Raw genomic sequence first — 23,223 nt, 5'->3', positions numbered from 1 at the left:
TTAATTATAAAAATTTATTGAAAGGATGTGTTGATTTTGAAAGATAAAAAAATATATTTAAATGTAGTATTAACCGTTGTTGTATCTTATATTTTTATAAAGTTTATAGACAACTATAAATATTTTTTTAATACAATACAGGTTTTACTATCTTTACTTACACCATTTATAATAGCTTTTATATTAGCTTACATATTTATACCAATAGTTAATTTTTTAGAATTAAAGTTAAAAATTAAAAGAGTTTATTCTTTGTTTATAACTTATGGTGTTTTAATATTTTTACTAGCTTCTTTTATATTCTTTACTGCTCCAGTTATAGTCAGTAGTTTAGCTGACATAGTAAATGAATTTCCTATTTATGCAGATAAAACTCAACAATTTTTAATTCAGTTAGGTGACAGTTTAAAAAATGTAGATCCTAAGACTCTAAAAGAGGTAGGAGATAAAATATTCTCAGCTATGCCTCAAATTAGTAGCTTATTTATAGGCTATATAGGTCAAATATTTACTACTACTTTTTCTATATCTAAATTTGTAGTTCAATTTGTGCTTGCATTTATAATATGCTTCTACATAATTTTAGAAAAAGAAAACTTTTTCTGTTTTTATAAAAAAACATTATGTGTATTATTTGGTAAAAAACACGCTAATTTCATATTGAATTTAGGTCATACCATAAATGATAATATAGGCAAATATTTTGCAGGTAAAATTTTAGATTCATTTATAGTTGGTCTAATTTCAGGAATAGGACTTTATTTCATAGGTTCTCAATATTCATTGTTATTTGGAACATTGATAGGGTTTATGAATATGATTCCATATTTTGGTCCCGTAATAGGTATGACTCCAGTAGTTATAATAAACCTATTCTATAATCCTAGTGTTGCTTTATTTTCATTGATTTACTTAATATTAGTACAACAAGTTGAAATTGCATTTATAGAGCCTAAAATAGTTGGTGGACAACTTGGTCTTAGTCCATTTTTAACAATTTTGGCAGTTACTATAGGTGGAGGGTTCTTTGGTATTCCAGGTATGATACTTTCAGCGCCATTTATGGGTGTTATAAAAATATATTTGAGCAATTTTATAGATAAAAAGTATAGCTCTATATCTTAATAAAAACATGCTAAAATTAGCATGTTTTTTTATTACAATTTAGTAACCTTAAATTACAAGGCTGTAACTGTTATATCATAAATAATTTATGTTAATATTTATATATAGAAAGATTACTAAATTTTGAAAAGAGGTAATGATATGAAAAAATTAGTTATTGTTTTATTTGTGTTATGCAGTGCATTATTCATTACTAATCCTGTCATTAAGGATGTATTTGCTGAAAATAATAATGAAGTAAATAATCAACAAGAAACTGTTATAGAAAAAGATACTTTAGAAAGTACTTCAAAAGAAAATACTGATAATAAAACATTAGAAACTAATGATACAGTTAAAACTTCCATAGATACTAATGAGAAAACTAACATTGAACAATATACTCCTAAAGAAGATACAACTTCTTCTAATGACATAGATGTTCCTAAAACTGAAAATACAGATGTAGAGATTAAAGAAGATATCTCTAACACAGATCAAGTAATTAATAATGAAAATAGCAATAAACCTGTTGAAGAGGTTGATGTTGTAAAAATTTTAACTAAAGAAGATGCTCTTAATTTATTATTAGATATGAATCCAAATTTAGTTTATGCATATCAAGGTGACGAAAATACTTTTCCAGCTTTAAAAGAAAAAGGACTTTCTGGATATGTTTTTCTTCCTAATGTAGATACTGACTTAGGATACTTTGTTGATAAAAATACATCTAGTATTTATTATTTCCATCCTAGTGGATATTTAGAAAAAATAAAATAAAAAAAGGATAGGTTAAAACCTATCCTTTTTTATTTTTATTCTTCTGGTTTAATCTCTTCTATAGTTTTTAATATATTTATTACATCACTAGATTGACTTGCTCCTTGAGATGAATTTGCTACAACATAAACGTCCATATTTATATCCTTATTTGGTTCTATAGGTATATTTATATTAGTATCACTTATTCCATACTGATATAATTCAAATCCACCTTCTTCATTTTTAGTATTATCTCTTATATAGACACTATATGTACAGTCAAATTTATCTAGTTTATCCCATGATATACTTATACTATTATCTTCATTTATAGTATATTTTAAGTTATTTACTTTATAGTCTTCTATATTTTCTGGTGATTTATACGTCTCTTTTACATTTACAACATCACTCTTTTGAGTATATTTTCCATCACTCTTACCTACTACATATATATCTACATTAGGATCTTGTATCTCTTTTAAATCTATAGTTATAGTAGTATTTATTTTATTATTTTCCTTAATGTCGTCTTTAGTTATTTTTATAGACTTAAATAAACTAAAATCTTTTTCTTCTAAAGAATTATTTTTTAAATAAACTTCATATTCGTAAATATCCTCTAAATAATCCCAATTTAATGATATTACCAGTTTATCTCCATCTATTTTAGAAATAACTTCTAGATTTTTTACCTTTTTAGATTCTACATCTTCTTTTAAAACATTTACGGTTACTATTTTACTTTTATTCCCACAGGTTATCTTGATTTTCTCGCTTCCTTCTCTTATACCAGTTATCGTTCCATTTTTAGTAGGCATGGTTATAGATCTTGATACAGGTAATTTAAATCCTAATAACTCATATTTTATTTCAGGATGTTCTAAATTTTTAGGTGAAGTTTCTATTCTAGTATCAAGCTTTATTGTTTCATTTATATGTAGATTTATGTTATCACTTACATATATGTTAGAAACTTTAGCTTGTACATTAAAGTTGTACTCTTTAACTTTATCTCCTGATTTTACTGATAGTTTAGAGTTTCCAACTCCTATAGCTTTTAGAGTATTATCTTCAATTTTTAAAACATCTTCATTAGATATTTCATATGTATATTTTTCCTTCTCATGAAAATCAAAATCTACATCAACACTTACATTTATAGGTGTAGTATCACCTACATATCGTATATCATCCTGATTTATATCTACTTCTAGGTTTTCTACCTTAGGATCAACAACTCTAATTGTAGCTTTTTTTATTGCCCTACCATTTTTTGTTACCATAATAGCAGAATAACCTTCTTTTATTCCTGTTATAGTATTTTTATCTATTGATAAAATATCAGGATTAGATGCTTTATATGAAATTTTAGGTTTAGATGCATAAGGTGGTATAACTATGTAATTACCACTATTCACCTCTATAGATTCACCTAATTTAATTATGTATTCATCTATAGTCTGCATATAGTTACCTTCCGATATCCTAAACTCTACACCCTTTACTAATGGACTTATAACTCCATGCTTGAAAAGAAAATACTGCCCTATAATCACTATAATTACTGAGAGAATTATAAAATATATTTTTTTTCTTTTCTCCCTCCAAAAGTTCATAAAGCCACTTCCTTATTAGTTTAAAGGACTGTCTAAATTTGACAGCCCTTTTAAACTTAAATATTTCTTATTAAAATTATATACTATAATACATAATTTTAATACTATTTAAAAACATTTTATTTTATATTTATTTATAAATATTATCTCACTTTTATGTTTATAACTAGAATTAATCTTATTTGTAAAATGTGTTATTATATCACTTTATTTTATTATGCCTATAAATATATTTTAATCATCTACTACTAGTATAAATTTTTGATTAACAACCAACTGAATTATATTATCCCCCTAAATTATATATATTTTTTATGAATAAACTATAAAATTTGCAATTTTTCCATTTAAAAAGGCTGTCTCAAAATAACTTTTGATACAGCCTTTAATTTTTTAACATTTTAAGCACTAACTTTACTTGCCATTAAAAGTTCTTTTGCTACATATGCAACTAAGTCTACAGTTCTGCATGAGTATCCCCATTCGTTATCATACCAAGCTACAACTTTTACCATATTACCGTCATTAACCATAGTAGATAATCCATCAATTATAGATGATTCTGAAGTTTGCTTGTAATCTATAGATACCAGTGGTAAATCTGAATATCCTAATACTCCATTTAATTCTCTTTCTGATGCTTTTTCTAATGCTTTGTTTACCTCTTCTTTTGTAACATCTCTTGAAAACTCACAAACTAAGTCAACCATAGAAACACTAGGACTTGGAACTCTTACTGCAAATCCATTTAATTTTCCTTCTAAGTCAGGTAAAACCTTAGCTACAGCTTTAGCCGCTCCTGTTGTTGTAGGTATCATAGAAACTCCCGCACTTCTTGCTCTTCTAAGATCTTTATGAGTTTTATCTAATATTTGTTGGTCATTTGTATACGCATGTATAGTTGTCATTAACCCTTTTACTATTCCAAATTCTTCATCTAAAACTTTAACTACCGGAGCTATACAATTCGTTGTACAAGATGCATTTGAAATTACATGATGTTTATTATTGTCATATTCATTTTCATTAACACCTATAACTATAGTTTTATCTTCATTTTTTCCTGGAGCAGTTATTATAACTTTCTTAGCCCCTGCATCTATATGTTTTTGAGCATCTTCTCTCTTTGTAAATTTTCCTGTAGATTCTATAACTATATCTACACCTAATTCTTCCCATGGCAAATTGCTTGGATCATTTTCTTTTAATACTTTTATTTTTTTTCCGTTTATTATAATATTTTCTTTTTCATCAGTCTCTACTTTACCTCTAAACACTCCGTAAGATGAGTCATATTTAAATAAATGAGCTAAAGTTTTAGCATCGCTTCTAGCATTTATAGCAACTATTTCAAAGTTTTTGAAACCATTTTCCTCAGCTATTCTTAAAACCATTCTTCCTATTCTTCCAAATCCATTAATCGCAACTCTTGCCTTCATTTTGAGTCCTCCTCATTTTTTATATATTAATTTATAGTATGTTTTATTCGTTTATTTAGTGTACTCTTTTTAACACTTTACACTTATATATATAACACTTTTCTTATATATAGGTCAACACTTTTCTTGAAAAGAAGTAAAAAATTTCACTTAGATTATATTCCATTAACTTTATTCATTGCTCAAAAATATTTTTTACTTTTAATACCAATCTGTTGATATATCTATATTGTGTAAATTATCAACAAATTTTTGTTAAGTATAATTTTATTAAGCAAAAAAAGATTGCTTGATTTTTATCAAGCAATCTTTTTTTATAAATTTTCTTCTATTTTTTTATTTAATCTAGCTAACATATTTTGAGAAAATTTAGCTATATCGGTTGGTACCCCCGTACTTGTTGCTAATATAGTATAGCATTCAATAGCTCTTTTGTAGTCCTTTTTACCTGCGTAAGCTTTAAATGCTTCTTCAGATAAATCTTTACAAATTTTTTGCATTCTTTCATATCTTCTTTTCAAATCTATTCCCCCTATGAAAATAGTCTATACTTATATATATGTTTTACAGTGTACTATTTCCACTTAAAATAGATTTAATTTATTTCATCATATGATTTAAACCATCATAAAACGTATTCACAATATTATTTGCATGTTTTTTTAAATCATCTTCTGAGTATGTAAAAGTATATGAATTATTATACTTTTCGAACATACTTAAATCATTCCAAGAGTCTCCTATTACAAATACATTCTCTTCTTTTACTCCATATGATTCTAGCACCTTGGATATACCCTCTCCTTTAGATGTATTTTTAGGAACTATATCTATAAAAGATAAGTTTCTATATACTGATACGTTATCTTTAAACTTATTTTCAATATCTAACTTCTTATTTTCAGCTTTATTTACACATTCATCTTTTATATCAATTCCAACTATATTTGCACAATAATTATTTTCATAAAATTCAGTTTCATTTATTCTAATTATGTTCATTTTACTAGACAGGTCAGCTGAACTTATTATAGGATGTGTATTATATCCATCTATTATATATAAATTTTCTCCATCTGCAAAATAAAAATTATACTCACTTTTATCTTTAGCTTCCTCAAACAAAGACTTTATAGTTTTATCATCTATATTTTCATTATGTATAGCCTCAAAATCTTTATTTAAAACTATAGCTCCATTACAAAGTACGAATCCATCTACTTCAATATCATACTCTTCAAATAAGTGTTTAACTCCACCAAAATTTCGACCTGTACACAATAAAAATACATTTCCGTCTTCTCTAAACTTTTTTATACCTTCTAAACTTTTTTCATCTATTTTTTGGTTTACATAAAGTGTTCCATCTACATCAGATGCTAATAATTTTTTCATATTCATTCCCCCATAAAATCATTTTAAATTATAATATATTTTATATCTTAATTTAGCATAATTCAATGGTTATATCAAATTTATTTGTTTAAATAATACTCCATTACATTTTTTACTTTGACTGTAGGTATATGACTTCCACCTCTATCTTTTACATTTTCTATTATCATAGATATAGCTAGTTTACCTTTATCTGTATCAACTGCTACAAACCATCCATTCTCAGTTCCACTAGTATCTTCTTTACTTTTCTTTATTTCTGCTGTACCAGTTTTTCCTGCTATATTAACCCCATCGATTTTAGCATCATGACCAGTTCCTCTTTCATCATTTATTACAGATGAAAAACAGTCTGTAAGTGTAATTAAATTAGATTTGTCTATAGCTTCTTTATATACCTTCGGTTCACTAGGTTTTGTTATATCTAACTTAGGCATCATTATCTTTCCATCATTTCCTAAAGTTGAGTATATCATAGTCATATTTAAAGGTGTTGTAAGTACTTGCCCTTGTCCATATCCGGTATCTGCAAGCAACGACTTATTATTTAACTTACCATCATTAGATATTTGAGATTTTTGCATTGGATATCCAAATTTTATATCTTCTCCTATGCCAAAATCTTTAGCACCTTTTACAAATCTATCTCCTCCAATTTCAACTGCAGTTTTAGCAAAGTATATATTATCTGAATACATAGTTGCATCTTTTAAATTAACTGGTTTTCCAGGATCAGTTACTCTTGTAACATTATATTCATCCCATGTTTTACCTTTTATATCTATTGCTTTGTTAGGGTCTATAACCCCATCTTTTAATCCAATTGATGCAGTAACCAACTTCATAGTAGATCCTGGCGAATATGCATATTTAAATCTTCTTTCAAATTGAGCATTTGAATCTTTTTCCCACTCATCTTTTTCACTTTTAGTTATGTATGTACTATACACATTAGGATCAAACGAAGGTGAACTCACCATAGCTAACACCTCTCCTGTTTTAGGATCTGTAGCCACACTAGCACCTTTTTCTCCTTCCATTTCTTCATATATTTTTTTCTGTAAGTCAAGATCTATAGATAGTTTTACATCTTCTCCATTTTTAGGTTTTTTTTCTGCTATTACTTCTTTTGTTCCATCAGTTTTTAGTATATAAACTTTACCTCCATCGATTGCTCTTAATTTTTTTTCATATACTTCTTCTATACCACCTACACCTATTTTACTATGTTCATTATATCCTGCCTCTTTATTTTTCTCTAACTGTTCTGATGTTATATTCCCAACATGCCCAATTAAAGACCCTATAGCTTTTCCACCATTATATACTCGAACCCCTTTATTGGTCATTATTTGAACTCCTGGTATTTGAAGCAATTCATTTATTTTATCTATGTCAGATTCTAATAAATCAACTAAAACAACTGCATGTTCTGGATTTTTATTTTGTGATATTTTATCTTCTATATATCCTTGGCTTATATCCAATATATTTGCTATTTCATTTACTTTAGACTCTTCATTTGAATCATTAAATTTATTTATATTTATTTGTACTTGTTTTGTTTCCCCTTCTCCTGCTAATAAATTTCCATTTCTATCATATATACTTCCTCTTTTGCCTTTATAAGCATCACTTTCTATTCCAACTTTATCTCCCTTTTTTAATTGCGGAATCACTAAGCTTTCATTCCATGCTATTTTGTAATTTCCATCTTCTTTTAAAAGCTTAATTTTAGCTTCAGAAGAATTTATATTTCCTCCAATAGTATCCATTTTAACATTTAGTTTAATATCTTCATTTTCTTTTATTTCTTCTTCTGTACTTACTTTTATATTAGATGCATTTATAAGTCCATACACTTTTTTATACTCACTAATGAAGTTTTCTTCACTTATATTTTTCTTAGATTCATTATTAAGCATAGAGTACATTTTTTTATAATCTTTCTTCTGCCATACATCAATATATTTATTGTATGCTTCTTCAGTTTTTGATTTTGATGTGCACCCAACAGTAAATACTATACTAAGTACTATTATCAGATTTACAATTATTAATTTTTTATTAATTATTTTCAATATATTCCCCCCCTTATTTACTATCAATATAATAATTATACCATATTTAACCATTTTTAAACTTTCACTATATAATGTGCAATATAAAAAATTCGCTTCGAACGACTTCGTACGTTGCTCAAAACATCCTTTTTTTACTTTCATCAAGATATTGGTATGACTATACTTTATAAGTTATTCACAGATATTTATTAATCATAAGTACCTTAAATGTAAAAAAGCACTTTTTACAGTACTTTTTATATTATTATAGCTTCATTTTCAGTTTTATTTTCTTCATCTTTATATATAACACTTATTACTTTTCCACTTATAGTTACTGCAACAAGAGAAAATAATATTTGTTTTAAATCTAAATATACTAAAGATAATATTAGTACTATACAATCACTAATTAAGTATATATGATTAACTTTAAGCGGTGTAATTTTATTTCCTATAAGAGCTATTACATCATCTCCTCCAGATGCACCTCCACCTCTTACAACCAATCCTACTCCTATACCTACCATTAGCCCTGCAAATATACTTGCGACTAACATATTTCCCTCTAAATTAGGAACTATAAATCCAATACCTTCCCAAATTTTATAGGTTGAAGAAAATGTAATTGTAGATAATATAGAATATAATAAGAATTTTTTCCCAAAAAACTTAGTTCCAATTAAAAATAAAGATAAATCAATGACTAAGTTAGTAATAGATGGAGATATGTCGAATACATTCTTTATTAAAAGTAATAACCCTAAAACTCCACCTTCAGTTATATTATTTTGATAATTAAGGTTATAGCATCCAAATGCTAGTATTGATGATCCCAATATAATTAATCCAATACTTTTTAATTCTGACCGCAAGATATCACTCCTATTTTAAATTTTATTTCCTAATAACTATTATATCAATCTCTATATAATGATTCACTTAATTATATCAATATTTGTAAAAATTTCATATTTTATATACTATTTTCCATGTTTTATTCTCAAGTCATAAACAATTATAGTTCCTTAAGCCTAAAAAAAGAAAAAGACTATAGTTTATTATTTTTAAGCCTTTTTCTTCTTTATTTTTCTTTTTTTTATTTTTTTTACTTTACTTCTATTTATTGAAGTAAAAAGTGTATTATCTATTGTATCTATATCTATAGATTCTATAATATCTTGTTCATCAGCTTCTTCATCCTGAGTTTCTTGACTAATTTTAAGAGCTCTTTTTGTTCTTATTAGAGCTAAATCCGATGATACTTGACTCAAAAACACTATTAGAAAGGCCAAATCTTCATCATTTAACTCTTCACCTATGGCATAAGATAATGTAGATGATAGTATTACATAGTCTGCATATGTATAACTTCCTAGCCCGAAACTTTTTTTATTGTTTTTGCAATTAATTTGTTTCTTTTTATTTGTTACTTTATTTTGATTATTCTCCATAAAACACCTCTTTAAAGTAACTTATAACTACTAATTATACATATGCAACATTTCATACCATTATTATATAGTTTTTATGTTAATCTTTATTTTGATAATATTTCAACCCCATCTTCAGTAACTAAAACCATATGCTCCCATTGTGCAGAAAGCGATCCATCATCTGTATATGCTGTCCATTCATTTTCTGCATCTATATATAATTCATATCCACCTTCATTTATCATTGGCTCTATAGTAAATATCATTCCTGGTACTAATATCATTCCTTCATTTTTAGCTCCATAGTGGAATACAAATGGATCTTCATGGAATTGAAGTCCTATACCATGTCCTCCAAAATCTCTAACTACTGAATATCCATGTTTTTCAGCATGAGCTTGTATCGCTGCTCCTATATCTCCAATATGCCCCCATGGTCTTACAGCTTTTATACCTTCTTCTAAGCATTCTTTTGTAACTTCTACTAATTTTTTTGCATCATCACTTACATTACCTATCATAAACATTCTAGATGCATCTGAGTAATATCCATTATATATAGTAGACACATCAACATTTATTATGTCTCCATCTTTTAATATAACATCTTCACTTGGTATCCCATGACATATCTCTGTATTTATAGATGTACATACACTCTTTGGAAACCCTCCATAACCTAATGGTGCTGGTTCAGCTCCTTGTGATACAGTATAGTCATGTACTATTTTATTTATATCTTCTGTAGTCATTCCTACTTTAATATTTTTAGCTACTAAGTCTAATACTTCATTATTTATTCTTGCACTTTCCTTTATTTTTTCTATCTGTTCTTTATTTTTTATAATATCATGTGTAGGTACTTCATATCCATCTTTTTTTAACGATTCTAACCTTTCGTCAAATTCCATATGGCACTTTTTATACTTCTTACCACTTTTGCACCAACACTCATCATTTCTGTTTAAATTCATAAAATCATCTCCTTACTTAGTCTATCTTAGATTATACTACGTTAACTTAATAATTGCTAATAAAATTAAAATGCTCTATAAGAGCAATCTTATAGAACATTTTAATTTTATTAGGATATTATTTTAACTATTTTATGATTATTTTCTATTTTGTGCTTATTTTTTTCTTTATAATAATCCTTATATATTATACCTATTGTAAAAAATATTAAGCTAAATATATAATTATAAAATATACTTGGTTGATTCAAACTTTGCTTTATAATTTCTCCACATAACATGCCAATAACTATAAATATAACTGGTTGAATATAGCATATATACATTAATTTTATATTTTTTAATCTATTAATTTCTATAAAAACCTCATCTCCTAATTTAGCGTTTATATTGTTATTCACAGTGAGGATTTTATTTTCTTGGCAATCGCAGTAAAAATTATATTTTTTAGATTTCTTAATCTTTACCTTAGCACTATATTCATCTAAATATATAACAGTTCCTATTTTTTGAATTTTCATAAATATTCCCCCATTTTACGGCCAGTGCTTTGCCTTTATTTTATATTATGATTTTATCGGGGGATTTGTTACTTAATAAAATAAAATAGCGTACAATGTACGCTATTTTATTATCTTTCTTTAAATATTATCTTATTAATCATCATTATTAAAAACGGAATAGATATATAAATTATAGTTGTAGCAGCTGATACTACACCAGAATCATTAACAAGCAAGGTTATTAAAGCTCCTGCACTTATAGATATAAGTGCTTTCTTTATATATACATATTCACTCATTACTGTTTTAAATACCTTAGGATATAATATCCTAATTATAACTATAGATGCTATACCTATATATATTATATTTACCCACGAACTTGTTTGCATTAATTGCATGTTCATAGATATTTTTCTAGAGAAAGTCTCAATTATGGCACTTGGCCCCTCTGATATAATTTGGTTTATAAATAAAGATAAATGTGATTCTGATCCACTAATCATATCTATTGTGGCAAAACCTAGTACAACAAGTCCTGCACCTATTAATATAAGCATTGCCTTTTTTATATCTATCCTCACATCAAATACAAGCATTGTAAATAATATTAAAGCAACACTTTCAGATATTGCAGCTCCAACATTTGCTCCCATAGTTGGAGAAGCACTTATAAATAATATAAGCAAAGATATTATAGGAACTGCTATTTTAGGTAATTTTTTATTCATCATTAAAATAGCCATAGCTATTATAGACGATCCAATTATTATACCTTGATATTCATTCCCTATTCCATAATATCTAGCTCCTACTATTGCATCATATGACATTATACTATTTTTCATTAAGTAAGATCCCAAAAGAGCATCAACTACTATAGTTCCAATAGATATTATAGAGTAAAAACCTATTTGTTTATTATCTTCTTTAAATATTAGACCTCCCAGTGCATATATAACTATAGATATTGCAATTATAGATATATATATACCTATTTGAGTATTCAAATTAAGTATTGGAGCTAGTAAAAATGCAAGCGGTAAAATAAGTACAAACTTAACTAACTCTTTTAATATATTTGCTAATTTCAAGTATTTATCTTTAAACTTATTTTGAATTGGTTTTTTAAACGCTATCAAACCTATAACTAAACCTATTACAATTAAAACATAGTTTATATAGAAATGTATAATATTACTTCTTACATTAGATATACTTACAATTTTACTATATTCAGATTTTATAAATTTAGCATTGTCATCCATGCTTATATTTTCTAATTCTCTACCTACCATATTTTCAGATGATAAATTATAGTCTGATAATATATCTACTGCAATATCTACATTACCAATTATTCCATCTCTTCTAGTTGTAGCTGATGTTAATAATCCTTTTCCATCTCCATCTAACTTTACAACAGGTGATAATCTTCTCTTATTTTTATAGTCTATAGTCTTTGGAAAAGCACTAATTATATAAACTTTATCATTTTCATCTATAAGATTAAATACTTCTTTTATATAAGAGTCAATATTTTTATGAATTTTACTTTCCATTTTTGAGTAAGTATCTTCATTTAAGTAGTTTTTGTATAAATCTAATCTGTATGTATCTCCTAATTCTACAAATAATAAATCACTTTCATTGTAATACTTCTTAGTTTCGTTTTTTAATTTAGTATAATCAGTACTTATACCAAATGGCATAGAATTATCTACTTTATTTATATTATCTACATTTCCGCTGTCAACCCTACCGTAGTTATCCATAGCCATGGCTGCTATGTTTCTATTTAGGTCTTTAGGTTCAGTACCTGTATCAGCATTTCCTAAAACAGATACTTTTAATTTTTTTTCATTTAAAGTTTGTCCTAACTCACCTAGTGTTGACCCATATTTTCCATCTTCTATATTATCATTTATAGATAAATTTATATTTGCGTCGTTTATACCTTTAGCTTTTTTTCCAGTAGCACTTTCATATAAAACTTTATTGTCTTCATTTATATCTTTAAATCCTGTAAAATCACCACTATAAGTATTAACTCTTCCACCTGCACCTATAGTAGCATATGATCTTTTATCATCTGTTCCTTGATCCCCTCTTACATTCATTAATGCAATATATCCGCGCTTTTCTAACTCTTTTTTTAATGTTGGTATTTCTAAAAAGTCCGAGAAATTGCTTCTGTTCATATTTATGACAATAGTTTTATGATTACTATTTGCAAATGCCTGTACTGGAGTAATGCAAATCATCATTATGAAAACTAAAACTAAAGATGTTATTTTTTTCTTCACTTCTCCACCTCCAAATATCTCTAAACTAATTATAAATTATATTTAAATTTTACACTATAGTATTACCTTAAATAAATAAAAAATTCTACGTTAAATTTGTGTAAAATTAATATAGGGAGATATTTAAAATAAAATATCTCCCTATACCTTAATATCTATATAACTCTTTTAGCTTTTACAAAAGTACTTTGCCAATATGAAGAATTTGCATTTGTAACTTTAACAACATCTCCTGCTTGTGGCGCATGTATCATTTGTCCATTACCTATATATATACCTACATGTGAAACTCCACCGCTTCCATCAGTACTTGAGAATATTAAATCTCCTGGTTGTAATTGTGATTGACTTATAGTAGTTCCTACATTAGCTTGTTCTCTTGATGTTCTAGGAAGGTTTATTCCATTTTGTCCATATACATAGTATATTAATCCAGAACAGTCAAAGCTATTAGGCCCTTCAGCTCCCCAAACATATGGTTTTCCAAGTTGTGCTTTAGCTGTATTTACTATAGCTTGAGCTTTATTTGTATCTACAGATCCTCCTCCGTCTGGATTAGTAGAATCTCCTCCACTTCCAGATCCAGATGTAGATATATATTGAGCACTTGCCCATCCCACTTGTCCGTTTGATAACTTAACTTTATGCCATCCATTTGAACTGTCTAATATTTCAACAGAATTTCCTTTATAAACTTTTCCTACTATTGAGTTACTAGTAGATGGTCCACTTCTTACATTTAATGCACTTGCTGTTACTGTTCCTGTTTTACCAGTTGATGGAGTATCTATATCTCCTCCTCCACCTTGTCCTGATAAGCTTATATATTTACCACTTACCCATCCTACTTGTCCATTTGATAACTTAACTTTATGCCATCCATTTGAACTTGTTATTATTTGAACACTGTTACCTCTATAAGTTGTACCTATTACACCATTACTAGTAGACGGTCCGCTTCTTACATTTAATGCACTTGCTGTTACTGTTCCTGTTTTACCTGCTAATGAATCATCAGTATTACCACTATCAGATCCTCCTGATCCACTATCAGATCCTCCTGATAAACTTATATAATCTCCACTTGACCATCCTATATGACCACTTGGAGTTTTTATCTTATGCCATCCATTTGAACTTTCTAATACATCTACATTTTGGCCTTTATATACTTTAGTTATTTTGCTATGTCCAGTAGATGGTCCTGTTCTTACATGTAATGCATCAGCTGTTACTGTTCCTGTTTTGCTTGTTGATGGAGTACCTGTATTTGATGATTCTCCTGATACATTTATATATTTTCCACTTCCCCATCCAATTTTTCCATTAGATAATTTAACTTTATACCACCCATTTGATGTTTCTAATATTTGTAAATTATTCCCTTTAGATGCATATCCTACTATAGAATAACTTGTAGATGGTCCACTTCTTATATTTAATGCACTTGCTGTTACTGTTCCTGTTTTCGTATCAGCAAATACCGATGTTCCTGATAGTACTATACCTAAAGATGTTATAGATATAGCTGTTGCAATTTTTCTATCAAACATACTTAATCTCCCTTCGTTATTACACATACTAATCATTAGTAAATTTTCAAAATTTGTATATTTTTTGTAACCTTTAAATCATATTAATTCATACTTTTAAATACATAATATATCATCAATATGAATTTTTTGTGAATTAATATATATTTTTCTACATTTAGTTTAAATTTCCTATCATATTTTATATTATAACTGATTTTTGTATTAATTTTAATATTTATATCAAAAATTTCCATTAAAAATATAAAAAAACAGTTAATATTAACTGTTTTTTTATATTTTAACTATTAACAACTTCATTTAGTTCACTTATACTCCTAAAATTTTTAGGAATTAAGTTCCATATGTATACAGATAATCCAAAATCCAACATACTATGTATTATAGTCCCAATACCAACTAAACCTATTATAGATACCATAAATCCATGTTCATAATATCCACTTGCTAAATCTGATCCAAAATAAAAAGGTATAACAACTAAAATTTCACATATTGCATGTACCATTCCAATAATAAACGAACATCCTAAAGATGATTTTATAGATTTTATGGACTTGCTATGTTTCTTTAAGTAAATAGATCCTATAATTACAAATCCTAAATGACTAAGTGCTCTTAATACTATAACTATCGGAAATCCTCCTATCAAAAAACCTACCGTAGTCCCTATTGTTACAAATATAGCAGTTGATGGAGATATAAACATAGCCATAAATATAGCTACGTGGCTAGCTAATGTAAACGATGCAGGCTCTAATATTACCTTAATCGGTGAAAACATAGGTATTATAATTCCTAATGCACATAATATTGCTGATATAACAACTGTTTTAGTATTCGTCCTTTTATTCATAAATAATCCCCCTATACACTTATAATCACATCTGTCTTTACACATGTAATTATAAGTGTATAGTCTATATATAAATTTGTCAACGTTATAATGTATATCCACCTTCTCTTAACACATTAATTACATTTTCTAGAGTTTCTGTATCTTTACACTTTATAGTATGTAAATGTATCCCATCTGTAAGTTGTGACAATGGAGTTGTGTCTTTATCTAATTTTTTCATAAATTCTCTTATATCTCTTCTTGAAGACAAATGTAAATCTCCAGTTATTTGCCCATATACACTATGTTCAACTATAACATTAACTACTGTAGCACCTTCATCTACAATTAAATTTAGTTCTTCTTCTATAAGATTTTTTTTATGTTTACATGCTATAGTTTTATATATATAATTTTCATTTTCTCTATCATCAATTACATAACCTTTAGGTGTTGATAATATAGCTTCTCCTGATGCTCTAAGTAGTGCTATATCAGAAACAATAACTTGTCTACTTACAGCTAATATTTTAGATAACTCTGATCCACTTACTGCTTTTTGTTTATTTTTTAAAAGTTCTAAAATTTTTATCCTTCTGTTACTACCATTCATATGACATTCTCCTTATCTTGTTTTATACATATATATTATATATTATATTTCACATATCTATCTAATAAAAATTGCACTGTATTTTATTTATATAGTTATAACATAAATTTATCAACACAGCTTTATATTATAAAATTTTTTATATATACAAAAAGCCCTCTATATGTATATATCCAAGGACTTTTTATTCATCAATTAAATTTTTTATTATATTATCTATGTATTTCTTTTCTTTGCTCTTCATATGAACTTTTAATATAGGTTCTATTTCTTTTTTTATAATTTGCCTATACCAACTATATACTTGATATTCATCGATCCTGTCATTTCCCATAAAATAGCTTTGACCTATTTTATAATCTTTCCCTAGTGTTTCATCTTCCTCTATTATTTTATTTAAATTAATCATTTTGCTTATTACTTTATCTGCCATTTCAACACCAATATGTTCTCCAAGATAATTTCTAAAGTCTATATTATCAAACACTGGCTCTATATCTATAAATCCAAATCTTCTTCTTATTGGATATTCTATTCTATTAGTTTTATAACCCGCAACATTCATAGTGCCTATAATATATACATTTTCTGGTATATAAAAAATCTCATCTTTTTCACTATTTAAAAGTTTTATAGAGTATTCTTTTCCACGCTTATTATTTTCTATAATCAAATTTATATCTCCAAATATTTTATTTAAATCTACTCTATTTATTTCATCTATTATGAAGTAATGTTTATGTTCAGGATAATTTTGTGCTCTTTTTATAAATTTATAAAAAATACCATCTCTTATATACTCTTCTCCGTTAACTCCTTTATTGTTCCCTCTTATAAAAGATTCATATGTATAATGCTCATGAAATTGTACCATTTCTATATTTGAATTATCTCTATTTCCTTGATGAAAGTAACATATTTTTTTAGCTATAAATGTTTTTCCAACTCCATAAGGCCCTTGAAGTATTATATTTTTCTTTCTATCTAAATTGAATATTATATCATCTAAAACCTCTTCATCCATGTATACTTCTCTCAGTAATTCTGTCTTTGTATATCCAAAATTTCCTGTAAAATTAAATATTGCATCTACATACTTTTCAACTATTTTTTCTATTGATCCTTTAAATTTTAAAAATGCATGGAAATATAACTTTTTATATTCCATAAGTTCATTAAAATTATCTACGTCTATCTCAAAGCCCATTCTTACCCAATCTTTATTTTGCTTTCTTTCACTTATACTTATTTCATACCCAACTTTTCTTGATATAAATTCATTTTTTTCATAGTATATATCTTTTAAAAACTGAGCTCCTTCACAATCCCTTGATTCTATATACATACCTAATTGCTGTTCTTTTCTAAAATATTTAAATACATAGTATATAGGTTGCCCTAGTATTTTGCCACTAGAAAAGTAATCTCTTTGTTGGCTATAACTTACATCTACATTAGCTTTATTTTCTATATCTATAGATAGTTTGGTTAAAAAATCTATAACTATATCCTTAGCCATTACAATCACTCTCCTTTTCTATAATATACCTTAGTTAAAATATATGAATTAATAAATACTTATATGAATATTTTATTCTACCTAATTATATTTAATTTTTATTTATAATTTAACTTTATATCCATATAATAATACTGAATTTTTGAATTTTAAAATATGATACGATTATCTCTCTATTAATAATCCCTTCCAATAAAAAACTGTATCAAAATATTAATTAGTTATATTTTGATACAGATGTGTAAAAAGTTATTTAACTTCTATTATATATACTTGAGTTTGCGGTGGTATACTAAGTGTCATTATATTAGAATGGTATGCTACTACTTTATCTCCTATTTTTAAATCATCTATACTTATTTCATTATATTCACAATCTACTATTAAAGTTTCATCACTGTAAATTAACTTTGTAAAAGTATATATATCACTTGGATCTGTTCCAATAGTTATAAATTTATATGGCTGACCTTCTATATCTTGTATTTTTATTATATTCCCTATTTTATAGCTTGAATATTTCATTATAATCCCCCTATTCATTAATCAACTTCTTTAAACTTGAATCTTGTCTTTTCTCCTGTTCCCTCTGCTTTAGCCGCTAATCTCTTATCATCTTCTCTGACTCTTACATAATATCCATTTGGTGCTTTTAATACATATAATTTATTATCGACTTTATAAACTTTAAATTTAGTTGCACCTTCTTTATCTGTATCAGCTATTAGAAAGTTTTTATTATCTAATCTTATATAGTCCCCTCCATCTAGTTTGATCTTTACATTCCCATTTTCACTTATATTTAATATAAAAACACCATTTTTATTAGGTTTATTTCCAGTAGCATACAAGTAATCGTCATATTCTACAACTACAAACTCCTCGGAATACTCTGACTTTATTTTGACTTTTATTGTTTCCTTATTTCTAATGCAATAATCTAAATTCATAATATACCTCCTAAAATTCAAATGTCTTTTTATATATTATGATTTATGTATATATTGGTTAATAAAAATAGGTATGATGTTAAAACATCATACCTATTTTTATTAATACGTTCCTTTTTTGCCTATTTTATTATATAATTTTTCATCTCTAGTTTTTGTAGATCCAGAATTTCTAGCTCCTATTTTCTTACCGTCAATTATACCTATTTCTGATCCATGCTCTGATAATATCTTTCTTTTTTCTGCATTAGTTTTTGGTCTATCTTTGTGTCTATTTTTATTGTTATTCATAATAACTCCTCCTAGATGATATATGTTTCATATTTAATTTATCCAAAAACTAAGTTCATATTCTAGTTATATATTAAGTGATTGATTCTAATATATTTTTCAATTTTCATATTATCTGTTTCATTTACTAAAAAACCATATTTTCTATATATTTTATTTAAATTTTCTTGATTTATTATACTTTTTGTAGGTATAGCTAAACCTTCTATTTTATATATATAATTAAATTTATAATCTTCATAATAATGGTTATATGCATCTAGCCTTATATTAATTTCTTCTACTATGTAATCCAATTTTTTTAATATAATGCTTCCATATCCATTATTTGGTTTTCCTGATGAAAATTCATTTATATGTAATATAGCCATATCTTTATTATAATAAGTACACCTCATAAAAGTATCTTTTGTATTTCCTGTAATTAATCTTATGTCAATATAAAAAAATACATCTAGTTCACTTTTCTTTAAGTTAGTCATTAGACATATTATTCTATTAAACCTATCTCTATTAATTTCAAATACTATGTTTTCATCATTTTTTAAATATCTTTTTATTTTTTTTGTTAATTTTACATAATAATTATATTCCTTAACAATTAGTTCATTATCCTTGTTAATATCTTTTGTGGGTATAGTCTTAAACTTATTTTTGTTTATTGATTTTATATCTTTAATCTGTAAGTTATTTTTCATTATATCTATTTTAGATAATAAATCTTCCATAACCCCTCCACATATAAAAACTTATTTTATTAGTTTTTATATGTGGTATTTTCCATTTTAATTCTTAATAGTTTTGTATTTACTATATTTTTTTTATTACCTTACAAGGATTTCCTACAGCAACACAATTTGCTGGTATATCTTTAACTACAACACTCCCAGAACCTATAACTGTATTTTCTCCTATATTAACTCCTGGATTTATTATGGTTTTACCTCCAATCCAAACATTATCTCCAATGTTAACAGGTGAGCCATACTCTATTCCAGATATTCTTGAAGTACTATCTATAGGGTGATATGCAGTATAAATGTGTACTCCTGGACCAAACATTACATTATCACCTATATTGATTTTGCATATATCGAGCATTATACAATCAAAGTTTGAAAAAAAGTTTTCTCCTAAATGAATATTATACCCATAATCACATCTAAAATTAGGTTCTATAAATATATTATTCCCAATAGTACCTAATAAGTTTTTTAGTATTTCACTTCTTTTTTTATCTTCATCTTCTGTTGTTTGATTGTACATTCTAGTTAATTTTCTTGCATTTTTTCTATCCTTAACTAATTCTTTATCTGATGCTATATACCCTTCACCTCTTAACATCTTCTCTTTTTCGCTCATTTAATCCCCCTATAAACTATAATTTATACATTCTAGCTTCCCATGGTCTTAGTTCTATTTTATCGGTTATTTTATGCTGTTTTACATCTATATTTGATAACACTAAATTTTCATATCTAAGTTGTTGAGATTTATTGCTATATATAATATTATTATTTGACATATTTGTTATAACAACAAATTTTTTGTCTTCTAGAACTCTTTCATACGCATATATGTTTTTATCTTCTTCTAATATAAGTTTATATTTTCCATATACTAGAGTGTCATCTGATTTTCTAACTTTTATCATCTGCTTGTAAAAATTAAGTATTGAATTTTCATCTTTTAGTTGATTTTCTACATTAATATTTTTAAAATTAGGATTTACATTTATCCAAGGCTTAGTTTTACTAAACCCTGCATAGTCTGTATTATTCCATTGCATTGGAGTTCTTGCATTATCTCTTGATAATCTCCAAGATCTTTTTATTAATTCATCATGTTTCATTCCATTTTCTAAGCCCAAATAATATTCATTTTTAGTTCTTACGTCATTATAATCTTCGATACTTTCAAACTCAACATTTGTCATACCTATTTCTTGACCTTGATATATAAAAGGAGTTCCCTCTTGCATAAAGTACATAAGCCCTAAGCATGTTGCACTTTCATACCAGTGTTCATTATCATTTCCTAGCATAGATACAATTCTAGGAATATCATGATTTTCTATAAATAAAGCATTCCACCCAGTATTATGAAGTGCATATTGCCATTTGCTTAAAACCTTTTTGAATTTCACTAAATCTAATTGCTTGTTCATATCATTATTCCATAAATCTAAATGTTCAAATTGGAATACCATATCAAATTTACCTTCTTCTTCAGATACCCATAGATGCGCATCTTCTGGAGTTACTCCATTAGCTTCTCCAACAGTCATAACGTCATATTTAGAATAAGTATTTTCCTTTATATCTTTTAAATACTTATGTATTCCATCTACATTCATATGCTTATCAAAAGATGAAACATATTTTAAATTATCAGGATTAGGCATATCTAAAAGTCCTTCTTCTTTATTTATATGACTTATAGCATCTACTCTAAACCCATCTATACCTTTTTCTAACCACCAATTCATCATCTCATATATTGCTGATCTCATTTCTTTATTTTTCCAATTTAAATCTGGTTGCTTCTTAGTAAATAAATGTAAGTAATACTGATTACTTTCTTCATCTTTCTCCCAAGCTGAACCTCCAAATATACTTTCCCAATTGTTAGGTTCTTTATTTTCATTTCCATCTCTCCATATATACCAATCTCTCTTAGGATTCTCTTTTGAAGATCTAGACTCTATAAACCAAGGATGTTCATCACTAGTATGATTTATTACTAAATCAACAATTAATTTCATTCCTCTTTTATGCACTTGATCTAGTAATTCATCAAAATCCTCCATAGTTCCAAACTCATCCATTATATCTTTATAATCACTTATATCATATCCATTATCGTCATTAGGAGATTTATAAAAAGGTGATACCCATATAACATCTATACCTAAATCTTTTATATAATCTAATTTTTCTATAATTCCTCTTAAATCCCCGATTCCATCATTATTAGAATCAAAAAAACTTCTTGGGTATACCTGGTAAGCTACAGCTTCTTTCCACCAAACTTTTTTCATATTTCTAAACCTCCATAATTTCCAAACTTTATATACTTATCTCTATCTCTACTCCGTAATGATCTGATACTATTTCTTTATTTAATCCATTAAATATAACTTTAGAACTAATAACATCTATATCTTTATTAGTAAAGACTAAGTCTAACCTTAATTCATCTTTATTTTTATCCCATCCAGCTATATTTCCCTTGACTGTAATTCCATCGTCTTTTTCTTTTGCTAATTTATATGTATCTAATAACGCTTCACTAAGATAGTCATATCCTTCATACCTTATATTTGCATTATTATTAAAGTCTCCCATTAAAAATGCTAAATCATCATTTTTTATTTTTTCTAGTAAGTTGTTTGCTTGATATTTAAATGGCTCATCTAAGTCATTCCACCACCCCAAATGACAAGAATAAAAACTAATTTTTTTATCACTGTATTTTATATCAAGCTTTACTATCTTTCTAGTTTTCCAAAAATTTATATCTTTGCTTTTTGATATATAAAACGTTTCTTTATTAACTATAGGAAGCTTTGTCATAAGACAAAGCCCCTCTTCATAAATATCATATCCTATATGAGAAATATCCCAATAAAAATCATATTCATGGTTTCCTAATTTATTTAGCTCGTATTTCAATAATAATGCAAAATTATTATCCTTTACATTATCATAAGCTATATTAGCTTCTATTAGTTGACTTACTTCTTGAAGAGCTATTACATCATAATTTTTTTCATTTATTACTTTTGCTATATATTTAATCTTATCAAGTTGCTTATCTTCTTGCCACGAATGACAGTTTAGTGTTAAAAGTCTCAAT

At 26.5% G+C, this 23,223-nt stretch carries 23 protein-coding genes; 2 read left to right on the top strand and 21 right to left on the bottom strand.

Translation table 11 applies throughout. The features are described 5' to 3' along the window. Positions 1-36 precede the first annotated feature (36 nt). Both ACEXNK_RS05680 and ACEXNK_RS05675 read left to right on the top strand, forming a co-directional pair. Positions 37-1,125, top strand: a complete 1,089-nt coding sequence (locus tag ACEXNK_RS05680; protein ID WP_373601564.1) for an AI-2E family transporter — start codon at positions 37-39, stop codon at positions 1,123-1,125. A 141-nt stretch (positions 1,126-1,266) separates the two neighbouring features. Then, the gene (locus ACEXNK_RS05675; protein WP_373601387.1) at positions 1,267-1,884 is read left to right on the top strand and encodes a hypothetical protein; all 618 of its coding nucleotides are present in this window, start codon (positions 1,267-1,269) and stop codon (positions 1,882-1,884) included. A 35-nt stretch (positions 1,885-1,919) separates the two neighbouring features. Here ACEXNK_RS05675 and ACEXNK_RS05670 read toward each other — a convergent pair whose 3' ends face one another. The 21 genes from ACEXNK_RS05670 to ACEXNK_RS05570 form a co-directional block, all read right to left on the bottom strand. Next, the gene (locus tag ACEXNK_RS05670; protein ID WP_373601388.1) at positions 1,920-3,335 is read right to left on the bottom strand and encodes a hypothetical protein; all 1,416 of its coding nucleotides are present in this window, start codon (positions 3,333-3,335) and stop codon (positions 1,920-1,922) included. A 551-nt stretch (positions 3,336-3,886) separates the two neighbouring features. Continuing rightward, a complete protein-coding gene (gene gap / locus ACEXNK_RS05665; protein WP_373601389.1) occupies positions 3,887-4,924 on the bottom strand; it encodes a type I glyceraldehyde-3-phosphate dehydrogenase in 1,038 nt (345 codons plus the stop codon). A 314-nt stretch (positions 4,925-5,238) separates the two neighbouring features. Next, positions 5,239-5,445: a hypothetical protein gene (locus tag ACEXNK_RS05660; protein ID WP_373601390.1), complete on the bottom strand. Its 207-nt coding sequence runs from the start codon at positions 5,443-5,445 to the stop codon at positions 5,239-5,241. 79 nt (positions 5,446-5,524) lie between these two features. Then, positions 5,525-6,319, bottom strand: a complete 795-nt coding sequence (locus tag ACEXNK_RS05655) for a Cof-type HAD-IIB family hydrolase (protein ID WP_373601391.1) — start codon at positions 6,317-6,319, stop codon at positions 5,525-5,527. A gap of 80 nt (positions 6,320-6,399) precedes the next feature. Beyond that, on the bottom strand, positions 6,400-8,400 hold the full coding sequence (locus tag ACEXNK_RS05650; RefSeq protein ID WP_373601392.1) for a penicillin-binding transpeptidase domain-containing protein: 2,001 nt from the start codon (positions 8,398-8,400) through the stop codon (positions 6,400-6,402). Between the two features lie 239 nt (positions 8,401-8,639). Further along, complete coding sequence (locus ACEXNK_RS05645) at positions 8,640-9,257, bottom strand: YitT family protein (RefSeq protein WP_373601393.1); 618 nt, start codon at positions 9,255-9,257, stop codon at positions 8,640-8,642. 192 nt (positions 9,258-9,449) lie between these two features. Then, on the bottom strand, positions 9,450-9,836 hold the full coding sequence (locus ACEXNK_RS05640) for a hypothetical protein (protein WP_373601394.1): 387 nt from the start codon (positions 9,834-9,836) through the stop codon (positions 9,450-9,452). A gap of 86 nt (positions 9,837-9,922) precedes the next feature. Next, a complete protein-coding gene (locus tag ACEXNK_RS05635; protein WP_373601395.1) occupies positions 9,923-10,792 on the bottom strand; it encodes a methionyl aminopeptidase in 870 nt (289 codons plus the stop codon). A gap of 110 nt (positions 10,793-10,902) precedes the next feature. Beyond that, positions 10,903-11,313 (bottom strand): SoxR reducing system RseC family protein, encoded by a 411-nt coding sequence (locus tag ACEXNK_RS05630; protein ID WP_373601396.1) that lies wholly within the window; start codon positions 11,311-11,313, stop codon positions 10,903-10,905. 110 nt (positions 11,314-11,423) lie between these two features. Continuing rightward, on the bottom strand, positions 11,424-13,601 hold the full coding sequence (locus ACEXNK_RS05625; RefSeq protein WP_373601397.1) for a hypothetical protein: 2,178 nt from the start codon (positions 13,599-13,601) through the stop codon (positions 11,424-11,426). Between the two features lie 155 nt (positions 13,602-13,756). Further along, positions 13,757-15,154, bottom strand: a complete 1,398-nt coding sequence (locus ACEXNK_RS05620; protein ID WP_373601398.1) for a C40 family peptidase — start codon at positions 15,152-15,154, stop codon at positions 13,757-13,759. 280 nt (positions 15,155-15,434) lie between these two features. After that, entirely contained in the window at positions 15,435-16,010 is a 576-nt protein-coding gene (locus tag ACEXNK_RS05615; RefSeq protein ID WP_373599083.1) for a hypothetical protein, read from the bottom strand. Positions 16,011-16,095: 85 nt separating this feature from the next. Next, positions 16,096-16,605 carry a transcription repressor NadR gene (locus ACEXNK_RS05610; RefSeq protein WP_373599084.1) on the bottom strand — a complete coding sequence of 170 codons (510 nt, stop codon included), beginning with the start codon at positions 16,603-16,605 and terminating at the stop codon, positions 16,096-16,098. 184 nt (positions 16,606-16,789) lie between these two features. Beyond that, positions 16,790-18,124, bottom strand: a complete 1,335-nt coding sequence (locus ACEXNK_RS05605) for an AAA family ATPase (protein ID WP_373599085.1) — start codon at positions 18,122-18,124, stop codon at positions 16,790-16,792. Positions 18,125-18,373: 249 nt separating this feature from the next. Further along, complete coding sequence (locus tag ACEXNK_RS05600; protein ID WP_373599086.1) at positions 18,374-18,649, bottom strand: hypothetical protein; 276 nt, start codon at positions 18,647-18,649, stop codon at positions 18,374-18,376. Positions 18,650-18,666: 17 nt separating this feature from the next. Continuing rightward, entirely contained in the window at positions 18,667-19,074 is a 408-nt protein-coding gene (locus ACEXNK_RS05595) for a fascin domain-containing protein (RefSeq protein ID WP_373599087.1), read from the bottom strand. 102 nt (positions 19,075-19,176) lie between these two features. Further along, on the bottom strand, positions 19,177-19,365 hold the full coding sequence (locus tag ACEXNK_RS05590; protein ID WP_373599088.1) for a hypothetical protein: 189 nt from the start codon (positions 19,363-19,365) through the stop codon (positions 19,177-19,179). Positions 19,366-19,427: 62 nt separating this feature from the next. Further along, a complete protein-coding gene (locus ACEXNK_RS05585; protein WP_373599089.1) occupies positions 19,428-20,093 on the bottom strand; it encodes a hypothetical protein in 666 nt (221 codons plus the stop codon). Between the two features lie 82 nt (positions 20,094-20,175). Next, positions 20,176-20,727, bottom strand: a complete 552-nt coding sequence (locus ACEXNK_RS05580) for a sugar O-acetyltransferase (RefSeq protein ID WP_373599090.1) — start codon at positions 20,725-20,727, stop codon at positions 20,176-20,178. Between the two features lie 16 nt (positions 20,728-20,743). After that, entirely contained in the window at positions 20,744-22,405 is a 1,662-nt protein-coding gene (locus ACEXNK_RS05575) for an alpha-glucosidase (protein ID WP_373599091.1), read from the bottom strand. 28 nt (positions 22,406-22,433) lie between these two features. Next, positions 22,434-23,222 (bottom strand): endonuclease/exonuclease/phosphatase family protein, encoded by a 789-nt coding sequence (locus tag ACEXNK_RS05570; RefSeq protein ID WP_373599092.1) that lies wholly within the window; start codon positions 23,220-23,222, stop codon positions 22,434-22,436. Position 23,223 lies beyond the last annotated feature (1 nt).

This window comes from Paraclostridium bifermentans, from assembly GCF_964259345.1.
In the GTDB taxonomy this organism is placed as follows: domain Bacteria; phylum Bacillota; class Clostridia; order Peptostreptococcales; family Peptostreptococcaceae; genus Paraclostridium; species Paraclostridium bifermentans_B.
This window is presented reverse-complemented; position numbering and strand designations above follow the sequence as displayed.

What these genes read in the sequence shown, in the direction of transcription:
- ACEXNK_RS05610 (WP_373599084.1), bottom strand. Translation starts at nt 16,605, where the DNA reads ATGAATGGTAGTAACAGAAGGATAAAAATTTTAGAACTTTTAAAAAAT.
- ACEXNK_RS05670 (WP_373601388.1), bottom strand. Translation starts at nt 3,335, where the DNA reads ATGCAGACTATAGATGAATACATAATTAAATTAGGTGAATCTATAGAG.
- ACEXNK_RS05600 (WP_373599086.1), bottom strand. Translation starts at nt 18,649, where the DNA reads ATGAAATATTCAAGCTATAAAATAGGGAATATAATAAAAATACAAGAT.
- ACEXNK_RS05580 (WP_373599090.1), bottom strand. Translation starts at nt 20,727, where the DNA reads ATGAGCGAAAAAGAGAAGATGTTAAGAGGTGAAGGGTATATAGCATCA.
- ACEXNK_RS05675 (WP_373601387.1), top strand. Translation starts at nt 1,267, where the DNA reads ATGAAAAAATTAGTTATTGTTTTATTTGTGTTATGCAGTGCATTATTC.
- ACEXNK_RS05620 (WP_373601398.1), bottom strand. Translation starts at nt 15,154, where the DNA reads ATGTTTGATAGAAAAATTGCAACAGCTATATCTATAACATCTTTAGGT.
- ACEXNK_RS05635 (WP_373601395.1), bottom strand. Translation starts at nt 10,792, where the DNA reads ATGAATTTAAACAGAAATGATGAGTGTTGGTGCAAAAGTGGTAAGAAG.
- ACEXNK_RS05640 (WP_373601394.1), bottom strand. Translation starts at nt 9,836, where the DNA reads ATGGAGAATAATCAAAATAAAGTAACAAATAAAAAGAAACAAATTAAT.
- ACEXNK_RS05590 (WP_373599088.1), bottom strand. Translation starts at nt 19,365, where the DNA reads ATGAATAACAATAAAAATAGACACAAAGATAGACCAAAAACTAATGCA.
- ACEXNK_RS05585 (WP_373599089.1), bottom strand. Translation starts at nt 20,093, where the DNA reads ATGGAAGATTTATTATCTAAAATAGATATAATGAAAAATAACTTACAG.
- ACEXNK_RS05615 (WP_373599083.1), bottom strand. Translation starts at nt 16,010, where the DNA reads ATGAATAAAAGGACGAATACTAAAACAGTTGTTATATCAGCAATATTA.
- ACEXNK_RS05605 (WP_373599085.1), bottom strand. Translation starts at nt 18,124, where the DNA reads ATGGCTAAGGATATAGTTATAGATTTTTTAACCAAACTATCTATAGAT.
- ACEXNK_RS05655 (WP_373601391.1), bottom strand. Translation starts at nt 6,319, where the DNA reads ATGAAAAAATTATTAGCATCTGATGTAGATGGAACACTTTATGTAAAC.
- ACEXNK_RS05630 (WP_373601396.1), bottom strand. Translation starts at nt 11,313, where the DNA reads ATGAAAATTCAAAAAATAGGAACTGTTATATATTTAGATGAATATAGT.
- ACEXNK_RS05595 (WP_373599087.1), bottom strand. Translation starts at nt 19,074, where the DNA reads ATGAATTTAGATTATTGCATTAGAAATAAGGAAACAATAAAAGTCAAA.
- gap (WP_373601389.1), bottom strand. Translation starts at nt 4,924, where the DNA reads ATGAAGGCAAGAGTTGCGATTAATGGATTTGGAAGAATAGGAAGAATG.
- ACEXNK_RS05575 (WP_373599091.1), bottom strand. Translation starts at nt 22,405, where the DNA reads ATGAAAAAAGTTTGGTGGAAAGAAGCTGTAGCTTACCAGGTATACCCA.